Source organism: Leifsonia sp. 22587, assembly GCF_052044215.1.
GTDB classification, from domain to species: domain Bacteria; phylum Actinomycetota; class Actinomycetes; order Actinomycetales; family Microbacteriaceae; genus Leifsonia; species Leifsonia shinshuensis_C.
Genome location: NZ_JBQENB010000001.1, coordinates 1 through 16,981 on the forward strand (window position 1 = coordinate 1; position 16,981 = coordinate 16,981).

Consider the following 16,981-nt stretch of genomic DNA (forward strand, 5'->3'; position numbering starts at 1 on the left):
GGGCGTCGATGACGCCCGGGACTCAGCTGCGCACTCGGGAATGCCGTCCCGGATCGATGTGTTCACATGGGTATAGCCAGGCAATGGAGCCGCGTCCCCTGTACATCAGCATCTCTGGAGCATCCATGTCCCTCGCATCCGCCCCCGTCCGCACCGCCGAGACCTCCGTCCCGCTGCTGCCCGTGCTCGCCGAGCGCTGGAGCCCGCGGGCCTTCGACCCCGTCGCCCCCGTCGACGAGGACAAGCTCACCGCCGCCCTCGAGGCCGCGCGCTGGTCGCCGTCCGCCGCCAACACGCAGCCGTGGCGCTTCATCGTCGCCCGTCGGGGGTCCGAGGCGTTCGACGCCATCGTCGCGAACCTGATGGGCTTCAACCAGGTGTGGGCCGGGAGCGCCGGCGTCCTCATCGTCGCCGTCGCCGAGTTGGTGGACGCCGAGGGCAAGGAGCGCCGCTGGGCCACCTACGACCTCGGTCAGGCTGTCGCGCACCTGAGCATCCAGGCCCACCACGACGGCCTGCACGTGCACCAGATGGGCGGCTTCGACGTCGACGGCCTGCGCCGCGCGTTCGAGATCGACGAGAGCTTCGAGCCCGTCTCGGTCACCGCCCTCGGCACCGTCGGGGACGCGGAGTCGCTGCCCGAGCCGCTCCGCCAGCGCGAGCAGGCCCCGCGCACCCGCCTGCCGCTCGCGGACATCGTCGTCGTCAACGACTGACGCAGCGCACGAAATCGCTCGAAGGGGCGGTCGCCGATCCGGCGGCCGCCCCTTCGTCGTGTGAACGGCATGTGTCCCGGGTGTAAAAGTTCGTAACATTCACGGAGGGCCGCGGCGGGCCCTCGACCGGGGGACAAAATCGGGGCAGTCCGGGCGTGTCATGGATGCGCGCCCCGGCACCCGCCGCAGTGCCGCAAAGATCGGTTGATCGGCCCTTTCTCATCGGCCCCGCCGGCCCTGAGCGTTCTCTCACCGCTCCCAGCCGGCTGTCCGCCTGACGACGGACCCGCGCCTCCAGAGCGCTCCGCGACACGCCGGAACGGCCCCGTCGACCCCCTCTTGCGGGTCACTCGAACCCTCACGTAGAACTGACCTCACCCGAACCCCGACCAGATCCCCAGTGCTGCGGATGCCACCCCCACCACAGTGAGAGGTCCCGTCCGTGTTCATCTTCCTTCTTCAACTCCGCCACATGCTCGGCGGCCATCCCGAGTTCTATCTCTTCGCCGTCTACTCGGCCCTGATCTGGGTCATCTGGATCGTCAAGGTGCTCATGTCGCGCCGCTACCGGGCCTACACCGGGGAGTTCCACGGCACGACCAGCGTCGTCGTGCCCGTGGTCGACGAGCCCCTCGACCTGTTCCGCGACGTGCTCGGCCGGATGGTCGAGCAGCGTCCGGGCGAGATCATCGTCGTCATCAACGGCGCCCCCAACCCCGAGCTGGCGGAGGTCTGCGAGGAGTTCGCCCCGCTCGTGCGGTGGGTCCACACGCCCATCCCGGGCAAGCGCAACGCGGTCATGATCGGGACGAAGATGTCGACCGGCGAGATCACGGTGCTGGTGGACTCGGACACCATCTGGACCGAGGGCACCCTGGCCGAGCTGGTCAAGCCGTTCGCCGACCAGCGCGTCGGCGGCGTCACGACCAAGCAGCGCATCCTGGAGCCGGCCCGCAGCTGGATCACCCGCTGGGCGGACTGGCTGGAGAACTCCCGCGCGCTCTACTCGATGCCCGCGCAGAGCGTCGTCGGCCAGATCGGCTGCCTTCCCGGCCGGACCATCGCGTTCCGCCGCTCGATCCTGATGCGGGTCATGGACAAGTTCATGACCGAGAAATTCCTCGGCGTGTTCCTCGAGGTCTCCGACGACCGCACGCTGACGAACCTCACGCTGAAGGAGGGCTACCGCACCGTCTACCAGCACACCAGCCTCGTCTACACGGATGCCCCGCTCAAGGTGAAGAAGCTCTTCAAGCAGCAGCTCCGCTGGGCGCGCGGCAGCCAGTACAACACGCTGCGCATGCTTCCGTGGATGCTCGGCCACGCGCCGGTGCTGGCGTTCTTCTTCGTGATGGACATCATCCTGCCGTTCATGCTCGCGGGCGTCATCGGCGGCTGGATCTACCGCTCGATCACCGGCGGCGGCTACAACTTCTACGAGGGCTTCCTGAAGTCCTACGGGATCGAGGGCGGCATCCTCACCGTCGTGGCGCTGATGGTCGCGTCGTCGGTGATCAGCATGTCGATCCGCCAGATCCGCCACCTCTCCGAGAAGCCGAGCGACTTCTTCCGTCTGCCGGTGTTCATCATCGTGTCGACCTTCTTCCTGATGCCGATCCGCCTGATCGGGTTCTTCCGGATGGCGCACGCCAGTGGATGGGGTACCCGCGCCGGCGCCTACGCCGGCGGCCCCGGCGAGATCAGCTCCGAGGAGGAGATCGCGCAGCACACCACCGCGGCCGCTCCGTCGGGCCACGTGGCCCCCGCGCTCCCGGACTCCGTCGGCGGCATGACCACCGCGACCGCGCTGGCCACCCGCACGCAGCTGGCCACCCGGGCCGAGGCCAAGGCGGCAGCAGCCGCTCCCGCCCCCAAGCCCGCAAAGAGCCGTCGTCGCAAGCTCAACCCTTACGCCGCCATCCCCTACCTGATCGGCATCGCGATCCTGACCCTGGAGGCTCTCTTCCTTGTCTGACCAGACCGCTCCCTCGCGGACCGCCGCCTGGTGGTCCCAGTCCAAGTCCCGCTCGCAGGCCACGGCGGCCGCGGCCATCGTGCTCACCGCCGTGCTGGTCGGAATCTCGGCCTACGTCTGGGTGTCGCCGACCGGCGCCCCGCTCCGCAAGGCGGTCGACCAGGCCACCGCCGTGATCAACCCGATCGCGGCCCAGAACGCCGAGCTGAAGCGCAACCTCGACCGTGCCACGGAGACCATCGCGTCCCAGAAGGGCAAGCTCACCGCTCTGCAGAAGGCCTCCCTCGCGGCTCAGGCCGCGGCGGCGAAGCAGCTCGCCACCGCCCAGCAGAAGGCGTCCGCGGCCGAGGGGCAGCTCGCCAGCGTGCAGGCGCAGCTCTCCGCCGCGCAGGCGAAGAGCGCCTCCGGATCGGCGTCCGCCGCGGGCTCGCACACCTCGACGGGATCCGGCAGCAAGGGCGGCGGGTCGGGCTCCGGCTCCTCCGCGGCCCCGATCACCGCCCCGTCGCGCGCCGCACTCGTCAACCCGGACAAGCGCTACTTCGGCATGTACACCGAGCAGGCGCCGTTCAACTGGGCGACGTTCGACGCGACCAGCGCGAAGGTCGGCGTCGCGCCCAACATGGTCGGCTACTTCAGCGGCTGGGACGAGAACTTCCGCGCCAACGCGGTCACCCGCGCCTGGCAGCAGGGCCGGATGCCCCTGCTGACCTGGGAGTCGCGGCCGATCGGCGACGCGAACAACGTCGTCGACTCTCCCGCCTACTCCCTCCCGAAGATCATCGGCGGCGACTTCGACGCCTACCTGCACCAGTACGCGAAGGACATCGTCGCGACCGGCCTGCCCCTCGCCATCCGCCTCGACCACGAGATGAACGGCAACTGGTACCCCTGGTCGGAGTCCGACGGCAACGGCGGCACGATCAACGGCAACAACGCGGGCGACTACGTGAAGATGTGGCGGCACGTCCACGACATCTTCCAGCAGGAGGGCGCCAATGACCTGGTGATCTGGGACTGGTCGCCGAACATCGTCAACAAGCTCTCGCCGTCCCTCCGCTCGGACACCTACCTCCGCTCGCTCTACCCGGGCGACGAGTACGTGGACTGGGTGGGCGTGTCGGGCTACCTGCGGCCGCCGTACTCGGCGAACCAGGCGTTCACCTTCGACTACACCTACAAGACCACCCTCGACATGCTGCGAGCGATCACCGACAAGCCGATCCTGCTGTCCGAGGTCGGCGCCTCGGAGATCGGCGGGCACAAGGCCGCCTGGGTGACCTCGTTCTTCGAGGCGCTGGGCGAACCGGAGAACTCGGATGTGATCGGGTTCAGCTGGTTCAACCTCGCCATCACCAGTTACGTGCAGGGCGAGCGCGCCACGAACGACTGGCGCATCGACTCCCGCTCCGACTCGCTCTCCGCCTTCATCGCCGGGCTCACGCGTCCCGAGGACGACTTCGAGCTCACCCCGGCCCCCTGACCTTCCGCAGACCACCAGAAAGGACGATCCCATGACCGCTCCGAAGAAGACCGCAGACCAGCCCGCCCCGCGCATCAGCGTGATCGGCACCGGCTACCTGGGCGCCACGCACGCCGCCGCCATGGCCGAACTCGGGTTCGACGTCGTCGGCGTCGACACCGACCCGCGCAAGGTGGAGGAGCTGAAGGAGGGGCGCGCACCCTTCTTCGAGCCGGGCCTGCCCGAGCTCATCCGCCGGAACGTGGCCGCCGGCCGCCTCACCTTCACCACGGACCTCGCCGAGGCGGTGGCCGTGTCGGATGTGCACTTCATCTGCGTCGGCACGCCCCAGCAGTCGGGTTCCTTCGCCGCCAACCTCTCGTACGTGGAGGCTGCTGCGCGCGGGATCGCCGAGAACCTCACCCACGACGGCCTGATCGTCGGGAAGTCGACGGTGCCGGTCGGGACCGGCGCGCGGCTCCGCGCGATCGTGGCGGATGCGGTGCCCGCGGGCATCGACGTCGAGCTGGTGTGGAACCCCGAGTTCCTCCGCGAGGGCAAGGCGGTGGAGGACACCCTGTCGCCCGACCGCCTCGTGTTCGGCGGCACCTCGGCCCGCTCGGAAGCCACCCTCCGCCGCATCTACCAGAAGCCGATCGCCGAGGGCTCGCCGGTGCTGGTCGCCGACCTCCCGACCGCCGAGCTGGTGAAGGTCAGCGCCAACGCGTTCCTCGCCACCAAGATCTCGTTCATCAACGCGATCGCGGAGGTCTGCGACGCGGCGGGGGCGGATGTGTCGCTCCTGGCGGACGCGCTGGGCCACGACAAGCGGATCGGGCGGCAGTTCCTCAACGCCGGCCTCGGCTTCGGCGGCGGCTGCCTCCCGAAGGACATCCGCGCCCTCATGCACCGCTCGAACGAGCTCGGCGCCCACGCCGCGGTCGGCTTGCTGCAGCAGGTGGACGAGATCAACATGGGCCGCCGCCAGCGGGTCATGGACCTGGCCCTCAAGGCGCTCGGCGGCTCCGTGCTCAACCGCCGGATCGGCGTGCTCGGCGCCGCGTTCAAGCCGCACACGGACGACGTGCGCGACTCGCCCGCGCTCAACGTGGCGGCGGCCCTCCACCTGCGCGGCGCCCAGGTCGTCGTGTACGACCCGCAGGCGCGGGAGACCGCGCAGCGGCTCTTCCCGACGCTCGGCTACGCCGACTCGATGGAGGAGGCGCTGACCGGCGCCGACCTGACGGTCGTACTGACCGAGTGGGACGAGTTCACGTCCGCCGACCCGGCCGCCCTCGCATCCATCGTCCGCAACCGCACCGTCATCGACGGCCGCAACTGCCTCGACGCCGGGACGTGGAGCCGTGCCGGATGGTCGCTCTACGCCATGGGCACCGTCCCCGAGGTCGCGCCCCTGGCCGACGACCTCGCCGCCCTGGCCCCCGTCCGCTGACCCCGCTACCCCTTTCGTCGAGGTGCACGTTGTTGCGCAGTCGCACGGCGTGTCGACCACAACAACGTGCACCTCGGCGGAGAAGACAAGGAGAGAAGACATGACCAGTTACGTGACGAAGGCGGTCATCCCGGCGGCGGGACTCGGCACCCGCTTCCTCCCGGCGACCAAGGCGATGCCCAAGGAGATGCTCCCGGTGGTCGACAAGCCGGCGATCCAGTACGTCGTCGAGGAGGCCGTCACCTCCGGCCTCCACGACGTGCTGCTGGTGACCGGCCGCAACAAGAACGCGCTCGAGAACCACTTCGACCGCAACGCCGAGCTCGAGGACGCCCTGGCGAAGAAGGGCGACCACGACCGCCTGCTCAAGGTCAGCTACTCCACGTCGCTCGCCGACATGCACTACGTGCGGCAGGGCGACCCGAAGGGCCTCGGCCACGCCGTTCTGCGCGCCAAGATGCACATCGGGCACGAGCCGTTCGCGGTGCTGCTCGGCGACGACATCATCGACGCCCGGGACCCGCTGCTCGGCCGGATGCTGGAGGTGCAGCACGCGCTCAACACGACCGTCGTCGCCCTGATGGAGGTGCCGCCGGAGTCCATCCACCTGTACGGCGCCGCCGCGGTGGTCGAGACGGACGACGACGACGTGGTGCGGATCACCGGCCTGGTCGAGAAGCCGAGCCGCGAGAACGCGCCGTCGAACTACGCCGTGATCGGCCGCTACGTTCTGCGCCCGGAGATCTTCGACATCCTGGAGAAGACCGAGCCGGGCAAGGGCGGCGAGATCCAGCTGACCGACGCGCTGCAGGGCCTCGCGACTGCGCCCGCCTGGACCGGCGGCGTCCACGGGGTCATCTTCCGCGGTCGCCGCTACGACACGGGGGACCGGCTGGACTACCTGAAGGCGATCGTTCAGCTGGCGGTCGCGCGCGAGGACCTCGGGCCGGAGCTGCTGCCCTGGCTGAAGGAGTTCGCCACGACGGCCGGTCCCGCGGAGACCGCGCCCATCCCGACGCTGCCGGCGATGCCGTCGCTGGTCCCGGCCGCGGAGACCCCCGTCAAGCCGGCGCCGAAGCGCGTGGCGCCCGCCAAGGCGCCCGCACCGATCCCGGCAGAGCCGGAGCGCGAGCTGGAGGCCGCGGTCGGCGCCTGAGGCCCGGTCCGTGCGGGAGGCGCACCCCGACCCCCAACGCGCCTCCCGTGCGGATCGACGGCGGCGACCGCCCGTCGGTCAGTCGAGGCCGAGCCGCTTCAGCGTGTGCTTCTCGCTGTGGCCGGCGTCGGTCTCGATCTCGTCGATCGCGATCGGGATGCTGGGCCCGACGGCCAGCCAGACGAAGCCGTCGCGGTGCACCAGCGGCACGAGGTCGGTGGTCCCGTCGCGGAGCAGCGTCCGCACCCGCTTCAGCAGCGCGTAACCCTCGGCCGGCTTGGTCACGTAGGTCTTGCGGCGGTAGTGGATGACGTGGGCGACGGTCTTGGCGCTCAGCCCGGCGACCTCGGCGTCGGGCAGCACCTCCGCATCCACGGTTCGGGTGTCGGTCATGGAACGCACGGTACGCCGCGTGCGCCTCCCCCGACAGGCGGCGATGCGGCTCTCGTCGCGTCCCTCAGCGGGACGATTTGTGCCAAATCGAGGTTATGCCGCCGCGAAAACCGCGATTTGGCACAAATCTCGGCACGGAGAGCGGAGGGTGCGGCGAGGAGCCTACGGTGCGGAGGCCGGGGCGGGCTCGGCGCGGTACGACGCCAGGAACGTTCCGGCGTACAGCGCAGCCGCGACCAGGAAGCCCGTCGCCATGGCGTACGACGCCCAGTCGCTGCCGAGCGTGATGGTGAGCACGCCCGCAAGGAACGTGAGCACGATCACCACCAGCGCCCAGAGGGCGAGCCGCTGGCCGACGCCGGCCGCCCGCGCGGCCAGGAGCGCCCGGATGGCGACCACGATCAGCCCGACCGCGACCAGCACGTGCAGGATGACGATGATCGTGTCGATGACGCCAACCAGGGCGCTGTCGGGCTCGCCGATGAGGTTGGCCGCCATCCCCAGCAGGTACTGGACGGCGAGTGCGACGAGCGCCTCGCGGGACCGGCGGAGGAGGTTCGTGGCGGCGGGGCTCACCGCTGTGGCGGATGCGGACATGGGCACTCCTCGAGGAGAGACGGTCAGGGCGTCGGCGCCATTCTGCTCTTCCGTGCGTCGCCACAACAGCCGGCGTATCGCGGACGCCCCGCGCCGAGGCGTCAGGCGCCGAAGATCGCCCGGAGCTCCTCGATCGGCGCCTTGGGGCGGCGGTCCTCGAAGACCAGCCCGTTGGTCTCCTGGCCGGTGTCGGCGAGCTGCGTGTAGCAGTAGCCCGCCAGCGGCGCGGCGGACCGCACCGCTCCGACCAGGGCCCGCAGCCGCTCCACGAGGTCGTCCGCGCTGGTCGCGGTCGAGTAGCCCCAGGCGTCCTCCGGGCCGTTCTCGGTGTACGAGATGCCGCCGAACTCGGTGAGCATGATCGGCGCGTCCGTCCGCTGGGCCGCATCCACGATCAGGCGCCGGCCGGGCAGCGTGAACGAGGCCGAGAGGATGCCCTCCCGGGTCGCATAGCGCTCGGCGACCCGGCCCGCGTCGTAGTCGTAGTCGTGGATCGAGAGGATGTCCGAGTCCGCGTGCTCCCAGCCGTCGTTCGAGATCACGGGGCGGCTCGGGTCCAGGGTCTTGGTCAGCTGCACGAGCGTCTTCGCGTACGAGACCATCCGCTCGTCGTGGGCGATGTGCTGGACGCCCCAGCTCTCGTTGAGCGGCACCCAGGTGACGATCGAGGGATGCGAGCGGTCGCGGTCGAGGATCGCCGACCACTCGGCGACGCTGCGGCGCACGGCCTCCGGGGTGAACGCGTACGCCGCGGGGGCCTCGGACCAGACCAGCAGTCCCAGCCGGTCGGCCCAGTAGAGGAAGCGCGGGTCTTCGTACTTCTGGTGCAGCCGCGTGGCGTTGAAGCCCAGGTCGAGGATGAGCTGCGCCTCCGCGCGGAGGGCGTCCGCGCTCGGGGCGGCGGAGTGCGACGCCGGCCAGTACCCCTGGTTCAGCACCGACCGCAGGTAGAGGGGCCGGTCGTTGAGCAGGAAGCGCCCGCCCTCGACGCCGACCGAGCGCAGCCCGAAGTACGAGCGCACCACGTCCTCGGCGGCTCCGGGCACCCGGAGGCTGACCGTCGCGTCGAGGAGCGTCGGGCGCGACGGGGACCAGAGCAGCTCCTCGTACGCCTGACCGTTGGTCTGCCGCTGGATGCGGAACGGGACCTCGATCTCGCGGCCGGAGACGGAGGTATCCAGCGTCGCCAGCTCGTCGGAGCCCACGGCGACCTGGATGCGGACGCTCGTCCCCGCGGGCGCGGGCCGGCTCAGCCGCACCTGCGCGGTCACCTCGCCACGCGGGACGTCGGTGACCCAATGGAGCTGCTCGACCCGGACGGCGGGAGCGGCCTCCACCCAGACCGGCTGCCAGATGCCGGTCGTGCGGTGGTACCAGATGGAGTGCGGATGGTGCCGCCAGTCCTGCTTGCCGCGCGGCTGCGCCACGTCGGCGGGGTCGTCCTCGGCCCGGACCGTGATGGAGACGTCGCCGTCGCCGACCAGGTCGGTGATGTCGAGCGTGAACGGGGTCGACCCGCCCTCGTGGCGGCCGGCCGAGCGGCCGTCCACCCACACCTCGCAGTCGTGGTCGACCGCGCCGAGGTGGAGGAGGATGCGCTCGCCTGCCGGCAGGTCGTCGCGCACGACGGTCCGCTGGTACCAGACGACGCGGTGGAAGCCGGTGTCGCCGACGCCGGACGCCTCCGACTCGAAGGGGAACGGCACCTGGATGACGCCGGGCAGTGAGCCCCGCGACTCCCAGTGCTCGCGGCGGCCCCGGTCGTCGTCGTCGAAGGCGAAGGTCCAGGCGCCGGACAGGTCGAGCCAGTCGGCCCGGACGAGCTGCGGGCGCGGGTAGCGTCCGTCCTGTGCGGTGGCCGCCCCTACGCGGCGTTCCTCGGTGAGCATCCACTTAGCATGCACGATTCGTGCAGCGCTGTAAAGCCGGTAAAGGTACCGGAACGGCCCGTCAGGGGATCGCGGGCGCGCTCTCCCGGGAGACCAGTGAGAACGGCGCCAGCTCGTGGCGGCCCATGCCGTCGTATCCGGAGATCCGCTCGAGGAGCATGTCGACGGCCCGCGAGGCGAGGCCGCGCATGTCCGGTGCGACCGAGGTGATGGACGGATACGTGACGGCGGTCATCGGCGTGTTGTCCCAGCCGGTGACCGCGACGTCCTCCGGCACCCGAAGGCCCCGCTCCTGCAGGGCGCGGAGGGCGCCGATCGCCGCCAGGTCGTCGCGGCACACCAGCCCGTCGAACCGGAGGCCGCCGTCGAGGGCGGCGCCCACGGCGCGCACGGCGTTGCCCGCGGTCACGGCCTGGCTGGAGATGAGGAGGGCCGGATCGGGCGTGATCCCGGCATCCTCGAGCGCCTGCTGGTAGCCCGCGATGCGCAGCTCGGAGGTGCGCGTCCGCCGGGGGCTCTCGTGGCCGGCGAAGGCGATCCGGCGGCGGCCCTGCGCCAGCAGGTGCTGGGTGGCGGTCCGGGCCGCCTCGACATTGTCGATCATGATGCGGTCCACCGTCAGCGGCGCCGCGTTCTCGCCCAGCACGACCAGGGGGATGTCGGAGCGCGACTGTGCCAGCTCGGCCGAGTTCATGACGCTCGGCTGGAAGAGCATGCCGTCGACGAGGCCCGATTCGCTCGCCGTCACGACCGCGCGCTCGCCCTCGATCGTGCCCTCCGTCTGCTCCAGCAGCACGCGGTAGCCGCGCCGCTCCGCCTCGTCGGCGACGACCCGGGCGAGCTCCGCGAAGTAGGGCAGCGTCACGTCGGCGAAGGCGAGCGCCAGCAGCCCCGTGCGACCGGTCGCCAGCCGTCGGCCCATGATGTTGGGCCGGTACCCGAGCTCGTCGATCGCACGCTGCACGCGCTCCCGCATCTGCGGACTGACGTGCGCATAATTGCGGACGACGTTCGACACGGTCTTCATGGAGACGCCGGCGTGCTCCGCCACGTCCTGAAGCCTGACCGCCATCGCGCATCCTCTCGCGTCATGATGCGGTTTCCCGCGGGGTCACTCTACAGCGCGGCGCGCATACCGGTCACGCCTGGTTGACACCGGATGTCCAGCGCTGTAAATTCACGGAACATGCCGGGTGTCTCGGCTCCAGCACCAACCGATCACGTTCCCGCCCCGGCGGGGCCCCCGCGTGAGCGGCTCACTCAAGGGAGAGATCACATGAAGAAGCGATTCGCCGCACGCGCGATCGCCGTCGCGGTCACCGCGGGCCTCGGGCTCGCGCTGACGGCCTGCGGAAGCAGCTCCGGGTCAGGAGGAGCCGAAGTCTCCTCCGGCGACTACACCGGACCGAAGGTCACCATCAGCTTCTGGAACGGATGGACCGGTGGCGCAGCCCCCGTGCTCGTTCCGAAGCTCGTCGACAAGTTCAACTCCGAGCACAAGAACATCGTGGTGAAGGACGTCCCGATGGAGTGGGCGGACATCGCCCGCAAGATGCCGCTCGCGGTCAAGGCCGGCAAGGGCCCGGACGTCGCGGTCGGCCACGGCGACGACATCGCGACCTATGCGGCCCAGGGCCTCGTGCTCAAGGCCGACAGCATCGTGAAGTCGCTCGGCTACAAGGCCAGCGACTTCCCGGAGGGGCTGCTGGACGCCGGCAAGTACAACGGCGGCCAGTACGCGGTGCCGTGGAGCGTCACGCCGCTCGGCCTCTACGTCAACAAGGACGTGCTGCAGTCGGCCGGCGTGGACCCGAACTCCATCCCGCAGGACAAGGAGTCGTACCTCGCCGCGCTCGACAAGCTGAAGGCAGCGGGCGTCCAGGGCGAGTGGGTGGACGGCTACGTCTTCACGGGCACGTTCGAGTTCGAGAGCCTGCTCTGGCAGTACGGCGGCGACCTGTTCAACAAGGACGCGACCAAGGCGACGTTCAACTCCGACGCCGGCGTCAAGGCGCTGACCTGGATGACCGACCTCATCAAGAAGGGCTACAGCCCCGCCGATGTCGCCCAGGACGGCAACATCAACGCCCTCATCGCCGGCAAGACCGCGTTCAACTGGAACGGCGTCTGGCAGACGACGAACACCGCGTTCGACAAGCTGAAGTGGCAGGCGGTCGCCGTGCCGCAGATCGGCGACGAGAAGGCCGTCTGGTCGTCCTCCACCCACTGGATGTTCATGAACAACAAGGGCCAGGACAAGAACAAGACCGCGGCCGCGGCGACGTTCGTGAAGTGGATGAACGACAACTCGGCGGACTGGCCGAAGACCGGTGAGCTGCCCGCCAAGAACTCGGTGCGCAACGACCCGAAGCTGGTGCAGACCTACCCGAACCTGAAGCCGTTCCTCGACGAGCTGCCCTACGCGCACTACGAGCCGATCGCCGCGGGCATCACCACGGTGGAGGCCACGATCACCACCGCGGTGAACGAGGCGATCACCGGCAAGAAGGACCCGAAGCAGGCGCTCGACGACGCGGCGGCCAAGGCCGACACGCTGCTCAAGCAGAACAAAGAGAAGTACGGTGACTGAGACCGCTTCGATCGTGGTGCCCCGGGAAGCCGGGGCACCACGCCTGCTCCGCCAGGGGCGCAACGCGGGCCGCCGGCCCGGCGCCCCGCGACGCACAGGCGTCGCCTACCTGTTCCTGGCGCCGTTCCTGGTGCTGTTCGTGGTGTTCGTCCTGGCACCGGCGGTCTTCGGCCTCTGGATCAGCCTCACCAACTGGAGCCCGTTCCGCGCCACCCAGAAGTTCATCGGGCTGCAGAACTACATCGACCTGTTCACCCCCGGCAGCGCGACCTCGGGCGACTTCTGGCAGTCGATGCTGGCGACCCTGATCTTCACGCTGGCCAGCGTCCCGTTCCTGCTGATCATCCCGCTGCTCATCGCCGTGCTGCTCAACCAGAGGATCCGGGCCGGATCGTTCTTCCGCGGCGTCTTCTTCGCCCCGTACGTGCTGGGCGTCGCCGTCATCGGCGTGATCTGGAAGTACCTCCTCGACACCCAGTCCGGCATCGTCAACCACCTGCTCGGCATGATCGGGCTCTCGGACAACATCCCGTGGACGGTCGACGTGCCCTGGGTGTGGGTCACCCTGGCGGGCGTCACGGTCTGGTGGACCATGGGGTTCAACACCGTCATCATCCTCGCCGGGCTCAAGGGCATCAGTCCCGACCTCTACGAGGCGGCGGCGCTCGACGGGGCCGGAGCGGTCCGTCAGTTCTTCAGCGTCACCCTCCCGGGCCTGCGCCAGGTGATGACCTTCGTCATTACGATCACCATCCTCGCGAGCGCCAACATGTTCGGCCAGTCGTTCCTCATCACCAAGGGCGGGCCGGGCAACACCACCCGCACGGCGATCATGTACATCGCCGACCAGGGTCTGTCGCAGAACAACATGGCCGCGGCCTCCGCGATGAGCTACGTGCTCTTCGCCTTCCTCGCGATCATCAGCATCGTCAACTTCCGGCTCCAGCGGGAGCGGGCGGAGAAGAGCGCCTCATGACCACCACGACCGCCCCTGAGACGACCGCGACCCAGCGGCCGGCCGCCCGCCGCAAGCAGAGCCCGCAGCGCGCCCTCCGGAAGAGCGTGCTGTACGCCGTGCTGATCGTGCTCGCGCTGGTCGTCATCCTGCCGCTGCTGTGGATCCTGATCACGTCGTTCAAGACCGACGGCGACGCCATCCGCAACCCGTACTCCGCCATCCCGAACCCGTTCTCGACGGAGGCGTACACCACGCTCGCGAGCGGGCAGCAGCCGGTGTTCCGCTGGTTCCTGAACAGCCTCGCCGCGGCGGCGCTGCAGACGGTCATCATCCTGGTCACGGCCTCCATGGCCGCCTACGCGCTCGCCCGCCTGGAGTTCTGGGGCAAGCGGATCGTGTTCGGGCTGATCGTCGCGACGCTTCTGGTGCCGCCGGTGATCTTCCTGATCCCGAACTACCTGATCGTGCAGAACCTCGGCTGGCTCGACACCATCTGGGCCATCACCATCCCCGGGGCCGCCAGCGCGTTCGGCGTGTTCTTCCTCCGCCAGTTCTTCGTCGGGCTCCCCGCGGAGATCGAGGAGGCGGCGCGCATCGACGGTGCGGGCGACTTCCGCATCTTCCTGCAGATCGTCCTCCCGCTGGCCCGCCCGGCGCTCGCCACGCTCGCCGTGCTCAGCTTCCTGGCCAACTGGAACGACTTCCTGTGGCCGGTCTACGTGCTCCTCAGCCCGGAGAACCTCACGCTGCAGCCGGGTCTGTCGCAGCTCCAGGGGGCGTACTCCACCCACTACGCCATCGTGATGGCCGGCGCGGTGATCGCCTCGGTGCCGGTGCTCATCCTGTTCTTCTTCGCGCAGAAGCAGATCGTGGAGAGCGTCGCCACCAGCGGGGTCAAGGGATGACGGCTCGCCGGCGCATGCTCGGAGCGGCGACGGCGGCGGCGGGCCTGGTCGCCCTCGCCGCCGCGCTCACGGGCTGCTCGTCCGGCTCGGCGCCGAGCGGAGAGCCGTCGTCGTCGATCGCCCCGTTCCAGATCGACAGTGACTTCCCCGATCCCGGGGCGCTGGTGGTCGGCGACCGGGTCTACGCCTATGCGACGAACACCCGCGCCGTGAATGTGCAGGTGGCGTCCAGCACCGACATGAAGCACTGGACGGTCTCCGACCAGGATGCGCTACCCCAGCTGCCGTCATGGGCCCTGCCCGGCAAGACGTGGGCGCCCGGACCGGCCGAGCTCGCGGACGGCCGCTTCGCCCTGTACTTCACGGCGTCGGATGCGGCCAGCAAGTTCCAGTGCATCGGCGTCGCGTTCTCCGACAAGCCGGAGGGCCCGTTCACGTCGACCGCCGACAAGCCGCTCGTGTGCCCGGTCGACGAGGGCGGAGCGATCGATGCGAGCGTGACGGCGGATGCGGACGGCCAGCGGTACCTCGTCTGGAAGAACGACGGCAACTGCTGCGGCTACGACACGTGGATCTCCGCGCAGCCGCTGTCCGCCGACGGCGCGTCCCTCGCCGGCGAGCCCACCCGGCTGATCAAGCAGACGGAGTCGTGGGAGGGCAAGCTCGTCGAGGCCCCGGTCATCGTCCGGCACGGCGACGAGTACGTGCTGCTCTACTCCGCCAACGACTACGCCAACTCCTCGTACGTGACCGGAGCGGCCACCGCGAAGAGCCTGCTCGGGCCGTACACGAAGTCGAAGCAGCCGCTCCTGTCGACCCCGGGGACCAAGGGACGGTATCTCGGACCGGGCGGCGAGGATCTCGTGACCTTCCAGGGCAAGGACTGGATGCTGTTCCACTCGTGGGACGAGGCGTTCGCCTACCGGGGAATGCACGCCGTCCCGGTGACGTGGAAGAACGGCCTTCCGGAGCTCGCATCGTGAGCGTGTCGTCGCTTCGCGTGACGCGGCACTGGGGTCCGGTGTGGGACGGCTACTTCGCCGACCCGTTCGTCCTCCGGCTCGCGGACGGCGGCTACGTCGCCTACGGCACGCACCCGGAGAGCGACGGCGACCGAGTCTTCGAGGCGCTCGTCTCGCCCGACCTGGAGCACTGGGAGAGCGCCGGACCGGTGCTCGAGCGACTCCCCGGCCGCTTCGGCGACGACTACTGGGCGCCCGAAGTGGCGGAGGCCGACGGCGCGTTCTGGATGTACTACTCCGTCGGGCGCGGCATCGAGGGTCACCACCTCCGCGTCGCGCGTGCGGAGTCCGCGACCGGGCCGTTCCACGACCTCGGCGTCGACCTGACGCCCGACGAGCTCTTCGCGATCGACGCGCATCCGTTCCGCGACCACGACGGCCGCTGGTACCTGTTCTTCGCCCGGGACGTGCTCGACCACGAGCGCCCGGGAACCCACCTGGCCGTCGCACCGCTCGACGCGGGCATGACGTCGCTTGCGGCTGCGCCCACGGCGGTGCTCGCCCCGGACGCCGACTGGCAGCTCTACGAGCGCGACCGGCTCATCCACGGACGCCGCTTCGACTGGCACACCCTCGAGGGTCCTGCGGTGCTGCACCGGGACGACCGGTACTGGCTGACGTACTCCGGCGGCGCGTGGACCGGCCCCGGCTATGCCGTCGGGGTCGCGGTCGCCGCGCATCCCCTCGGCCCCTGGACCCACGTCGATCAGCCCCCGCTGCTGAAGAGCGGCGGCGACCTCCGCGGGCCCGGACACAACTCGCTCACGACCGGGCCCGACGGCGGCGACGTGATCGCGTTCCACTCGTGGAACGCGGAGTCGACGGCCCGGCAGCTCCACCTCGGCACGCTGCGAATCGAGCAGCACGCGCGCGACGGACGGCTCGCGCAGACCATCACCTGAGAGGAACGACGACCATGGACGACGCGGTTCCGCACGTCACCCCCACCCTCCCGGACACCACCGGCCTCGACCCGGAGCTCCGGAACGCCGTCGAGACGATCTACACCGACGGGATCGTCGGCAAGAAGGGCGCCTTCTCCGCCGAGTGGGCCGACCGGCTCCGCGAGGACATCGAGGTCGCCTTCGAGGAGGCCCTCGGCCGGCCGGGCGGCGCGGTCGGCCGCGGGACCAAGCGCTACTACGTCGAGATCCATCCCGAGCAGATGCGGGGATGGCTGGAGCTGGTCGATCACCCGTGGGTGCGTGGCGTCTGCGAGGCGGTGCTCGGACCGGACTACCAGATCGTCGAGCTCGGCTTCGACGTTCCCGGGCCCGGCGCGAAGGACCAGCCGTGGCACCGCGACTTCCCGATGCCCGACGAGACCATCCAGACCGGCCGGCTGACGTCGCTCGCCTTCAACCTCACCGCGGTCGACACCGCCGAGGACATGGGCCCGTTCGAGATCGCGCCCGGCACGCAGTGGGACCTGCCGGTCGGCTTCGAGCACGACATGTTCCCGAAGCCGGAGCTCTACCCCCGGTTCCTGGAGCGTGCCGTGCGCAAGTACCCGCAGCGCGGTGACGTCTCCGCGCGCTCGGCGCTCACGCTGCACCGCGGCACGCAGAACACGTCCGACCTCTCGCGCCCGGTCCTGGTGCTGGGTGTGGATGCGCCCGGCGCGGGGAACGCGGAGCACCACGACATGGCGGTCACCCACGGTTTCTACGAGTCGCTGCCCGAGCGCGTCCGTCGCCATCTGGTGTGCCCGGTGGTGGATGAGCTCACCCCGATCACGCAGAAGCACACGATCGAGGGCCTCATGATGGGCGACGCCTGACGGAGCCGAGCGTTCGCCGTTAAACCACGATGCCGGGCTGTGGGAAGACTAGGGTTTCTTCCTACGGCCCGGCATACGTTCGGGG

Annotated in this window: 15 protein-coding genes; 11 read left to right on the forward strand and 4 right to left on the reverse strand. The window is 70.0% G+C overall.

Annotated elements, in window-relative coordinates:
* Nucleotides 1–125 precede the first annotated feature (125 nt).
* The 5 genes from ACTJI1_RS00005 to galU all read left to right on the forward strand — a co-directional run bounded on the left by ACTJI1_RS00005 (nucleotide 126) and on the right by galU (nucleotide 6,762).
* Complete coding sequence (locus ACTJI1_RS00005; protein WP_440741039.1) at nucleotides 126–716, forward strand: nitroreductase family protein; 591 nt, start codon at nucleotides 126–128, stop codon at nucleotides 714–716.
* 442 nt (nucleotides 717–1,158) lie between these two features.
* Nucleotides 1,159–2,691: a glycosyltransferase family 2 protein gene (locus ACTJI1_RS00010; RefSeq protein ID WP_440741040.1), complete on the forward strand. Its 1,533-nt coding sequence runs from the start codon at nucleotides 1,159–1,161 to the stop codon at nucleotides 2,689–2,691.
* On the forward strand, nucleotides 2,684–4,174 hold the full coding sequence (locus ACTJI1_RS00015; protein ID WP_440741041.1) for a glycoside hydrolase family 26 protein: 1,491 nt from the start codon (nucleotides 2,684–2,686) through the stop codon (nucleotides 4,172–4,174). The genes ACTJI1_RS00010 and ACTJI1_RS00015 overlap by 8 nt, the downstream gene beginning before the upstream one ends.
* 31 nt (nucleotides 4,175–4,205) lie before the next feature.
* Nucleotides 4,206–5,606 carry a UDP-glucose dehydrogenase family protein gene (locus tag ACTJI1_RS00020; RefSeq protein WP_440741042.1) on the forward strand — a complete coding sequence of 467 codons (1,401 nt, stop codon included), beginning with the start codon at nucleotides 4,206–4,208 and terminating at the stop codon, nucleotides 5,604–5,606.
* 100 nt (nucleotides 5,607–5,706) lie between these two features.
* The gene (gene galU / locus ACTJI1_RS00025) at nucleotides 5,707–6,762 is read left to right on the forward strand and encodes a UTP--glucose-1-phosphate uridylyltransferase GalU (RefSeq protein ID WP_440741043.1); all 1,056 of its coding nucleotides are present in this window, start codon (nucleotides 5,707–5,709) and stop codon (nucleotides 6,760–6,762) included.
* 78 nt (nucleotides 6,763–6,840) lie between these two features.
* Here galU and ACTJI1_RS00030 read toward each other — a convergent pair whose 3' ends face one another.
* The 4 genes from ACTJI1_RS00030 to ACTJI1_RS00045 all read right to left on the reverse strand — a co-directional run bounded on the left by ACTJI1_RS00030 (nucleotide 6,841) and on the right by ACTJI1_RS00045 (nucleotide 10,713).
* Nucleotides 6,841–7,155, reverse strand: a complete 315-nt coding sequence (locus ACTJI1_RS00030) for a hypothetical protein (RefSeq protein ID WP_440741044.1) — start codon at nucleotides 7,153–7,155, stop codon at nucleotides 6,841–6,843.
* Nucleotides 7,156–7,317: 162 nt separating this feature from the next.
* On the reverse strand, nucleotides 7,318–7,752 hold the full coding sequence (locus ACTJI1_RS00035; RefSeq protein WP_440741045.1) for a hypothetical protein: 435 nt from the start codon (nucleotides 7,750–7,752) through the stop codon (nucleotides 7,318–7,320).
* A 101-nt stretch (nucleotides 7,753–7,853) separates the two neighbouring features.
* Nucleotides 7,854–9,641, reverse strand: a complete 1,788-nt coding sequence (locus tag ACTJI1_RS00040; protein WP_440741046.1) for a glycoside hydrolase family 2 protein — start codon at nucleotides 9,639–9,641, stop codon at nucleotides 7,854–7,856.
* Between the two features lie 61 nt (nucleotides 9,642–9,702).
* On the reverse strand, nucleotides 9,703–10,713 hold the full coding sequence (locus ACTJI1_RS00045) for a LacI family DNA-binding transcriptional regulator (protein WP_310131839.1): 1,011 nt from the start codon (nucleotides 10,711–10,713) through the stop codon (nucleotides 9,703–9,705).
* 204 nt (nucleotides 10,714–10,917) lie between these two features.
* Between ACTJI1_RS00045 and ACTJI1_RS00050 the strand changes: the two genes are divergently transcribed.
* From ACTJI1_RS00050 to ACTJI1_RS00075, 6 genes are read left to right on the forward strand one after another with little or no spacing between them, the layout of a single operon-like run.
* On the forward strand, nucleotides 10,918–12,231 hold the full coding sequence (locus ACTJI1_RS00050; RefSeq protein ID WP_440741047.1) for an ABC transporter substrate-binding protein: 1,314 nt from the start codon (nucleotides 10,918–10,920) through the stop codon (nucleotides 12,229–12,231).
* Complete coding sequence (locus tag ACTJI1_RS00055) at nucleotides 12,224–13,207, forward strand: carbohydrate ABC transporter permease (protein WP_440741048.1); 984 nt, start codon at nucleotides 12,224–12,226, stop codon at nucleotides 13,205–13,207. Before ACTJI1_RS00050 ends, ACTJI1_RS00055 begins: the two co-directional genes overlap by 8 nt.
* Entirely contained in the window at nucleotides 13,204–14,094 is an 891-nt protein-coding gene (locus ACTJI1_RS00060; RefSeq protein ID WP_440741049.1) for a carbohydrate ABC transporter permease, read from the forward strand. Before ACTJI1_RS00055 ends, ACTJI1_RS00060 begins: the two co-directional genes overlap by 4 nt.
* Entirely contained in the window at nucleotides 14,091–15,077 is a 987-nt protein-coding gene (locus ACTJI1_RS00065) for a glycoside hydrolase family 43 protein (RefSeq protein WP_440741050.1), read from the forward strand. Before ACTJI1_RS00060 ends, ACTJI1_RS00065 begins: the two co-directional genes overlap by 4 nt.
* Nucleotides 15,078–15,079: 2 nt before the next feature.
* Nucleotides 15,080–16,018: a glycoside hydrolase family 43 protein gene (locus ACTJI1_RS00070; RefSeq protein WP_440741051.1), complete on the forward strand. Its 939-nt coding sequence runs from the start codon at nucleotides 15,080–15,082 to the stop codon at nucleotides 16,016–16,018.
* A gap of 14 nt (nucleotides 16,019–16,032) precedes the next feature.
* Nucleotides 16,033–16,896 carry a phytanoyl-CoA dioxygenase family protein gene (locus tag ACTJI1_RS00075; RefSeq protein ID WP_440741052.1) on the forward strand — a complete coding sequence of 288 codons (864 nt, stop codon included), beginning with the start codon at nucleotides 16,033–16,035 and terminating at the stop codon, nucleotides 16,894–16,896.
* The last annotated feature ends 85 nt before the right edge of the window (nucleotides 16,897–16,981 follow it).

Excerpts from the sequence above, each read along its gene's own strand:
- ACTJI1_RS00060 (WP_440741049.1), top strand. The coding sequence starts at position 13,204 with ATGACCACCACGACCGCCCCTGAGACGACCGCGACCCAGCGGCCGGCC.
- ACTJI1_RS00045 (WP_310131839.1), bottom strand. The coding sequence starts at position 10,713 with ATGGCGGTCAGGCTTCAGGACGTGGCGGAGCACGCCGGCGTCTCCATG.
- ACTJI1_RS00040 (WP_440741046.1), bottom strand. The coding sequence starts at position 9,641 with ATGCTCACCGAGGAACGCCGCGTAGGGGCGGCCACCGCACAGGACGGA.
- ACTJI1_RS00030 (WP_440741044.1), bottom strand. The coding sequence starts at position 7,155 with ATGACCGACACCCGAACCGTGGATGCGGAGGTGCTGCCCGACGCCGAG.
- ACTJI1_RS00050 (WP_440741047.1), top strand. The coding sequence starts at position 10,918 with ATGAAGAAGCGATTCGCCGCACGCGCGATCGCCGTCGCGGTCACCGCG.
- ACTJI1_RS00075 (WP_440741052.1), top strand. The coding sequence starts at position 16,033 with ATGGACGACGCGGTTCCGCACGTCACCCCCACCCTCCCGGACACCACC.
- ACTJI1_RS00065 (WP_440741050.1), top strand. The coding sequence starts at position 14,091 with ATGACGGCTCGCCGGCGCATGCTCGGAGCGGCGACGGCGGCGGCGGGC.
- ACTJI1_RS00035 (WP_440741045.1), bottom strand. The coding sequence starts at position 7,752 with ATGTCCGCATCCGCCACAGCGGTGAGCCCCGCCGCCACGAACCTCCTC.
- galU (WP_440741043.1), top strand. The coding sequence starts at position 5,707 with ATGACCAGTTACGTGACGAAGGCGGTCATCCCGGCGGCGGGACTCGGC.
- ACTJI1_RS00005 (WP_440741039.1), top strand. The coding sequence starts at position 126 with ATGTCCCTCGCATCCGCCCCCGTCCGCACCGCCGAGACCTCCGTCCCG.
- ACTJI1_RS00020 (WP_440741042.1), top strand. The coding sequence starts at position 4,206 with ATGACCGCTCCGAAGAAGACCGCAGACCAGCCCGCCCCGCGCATCAGC.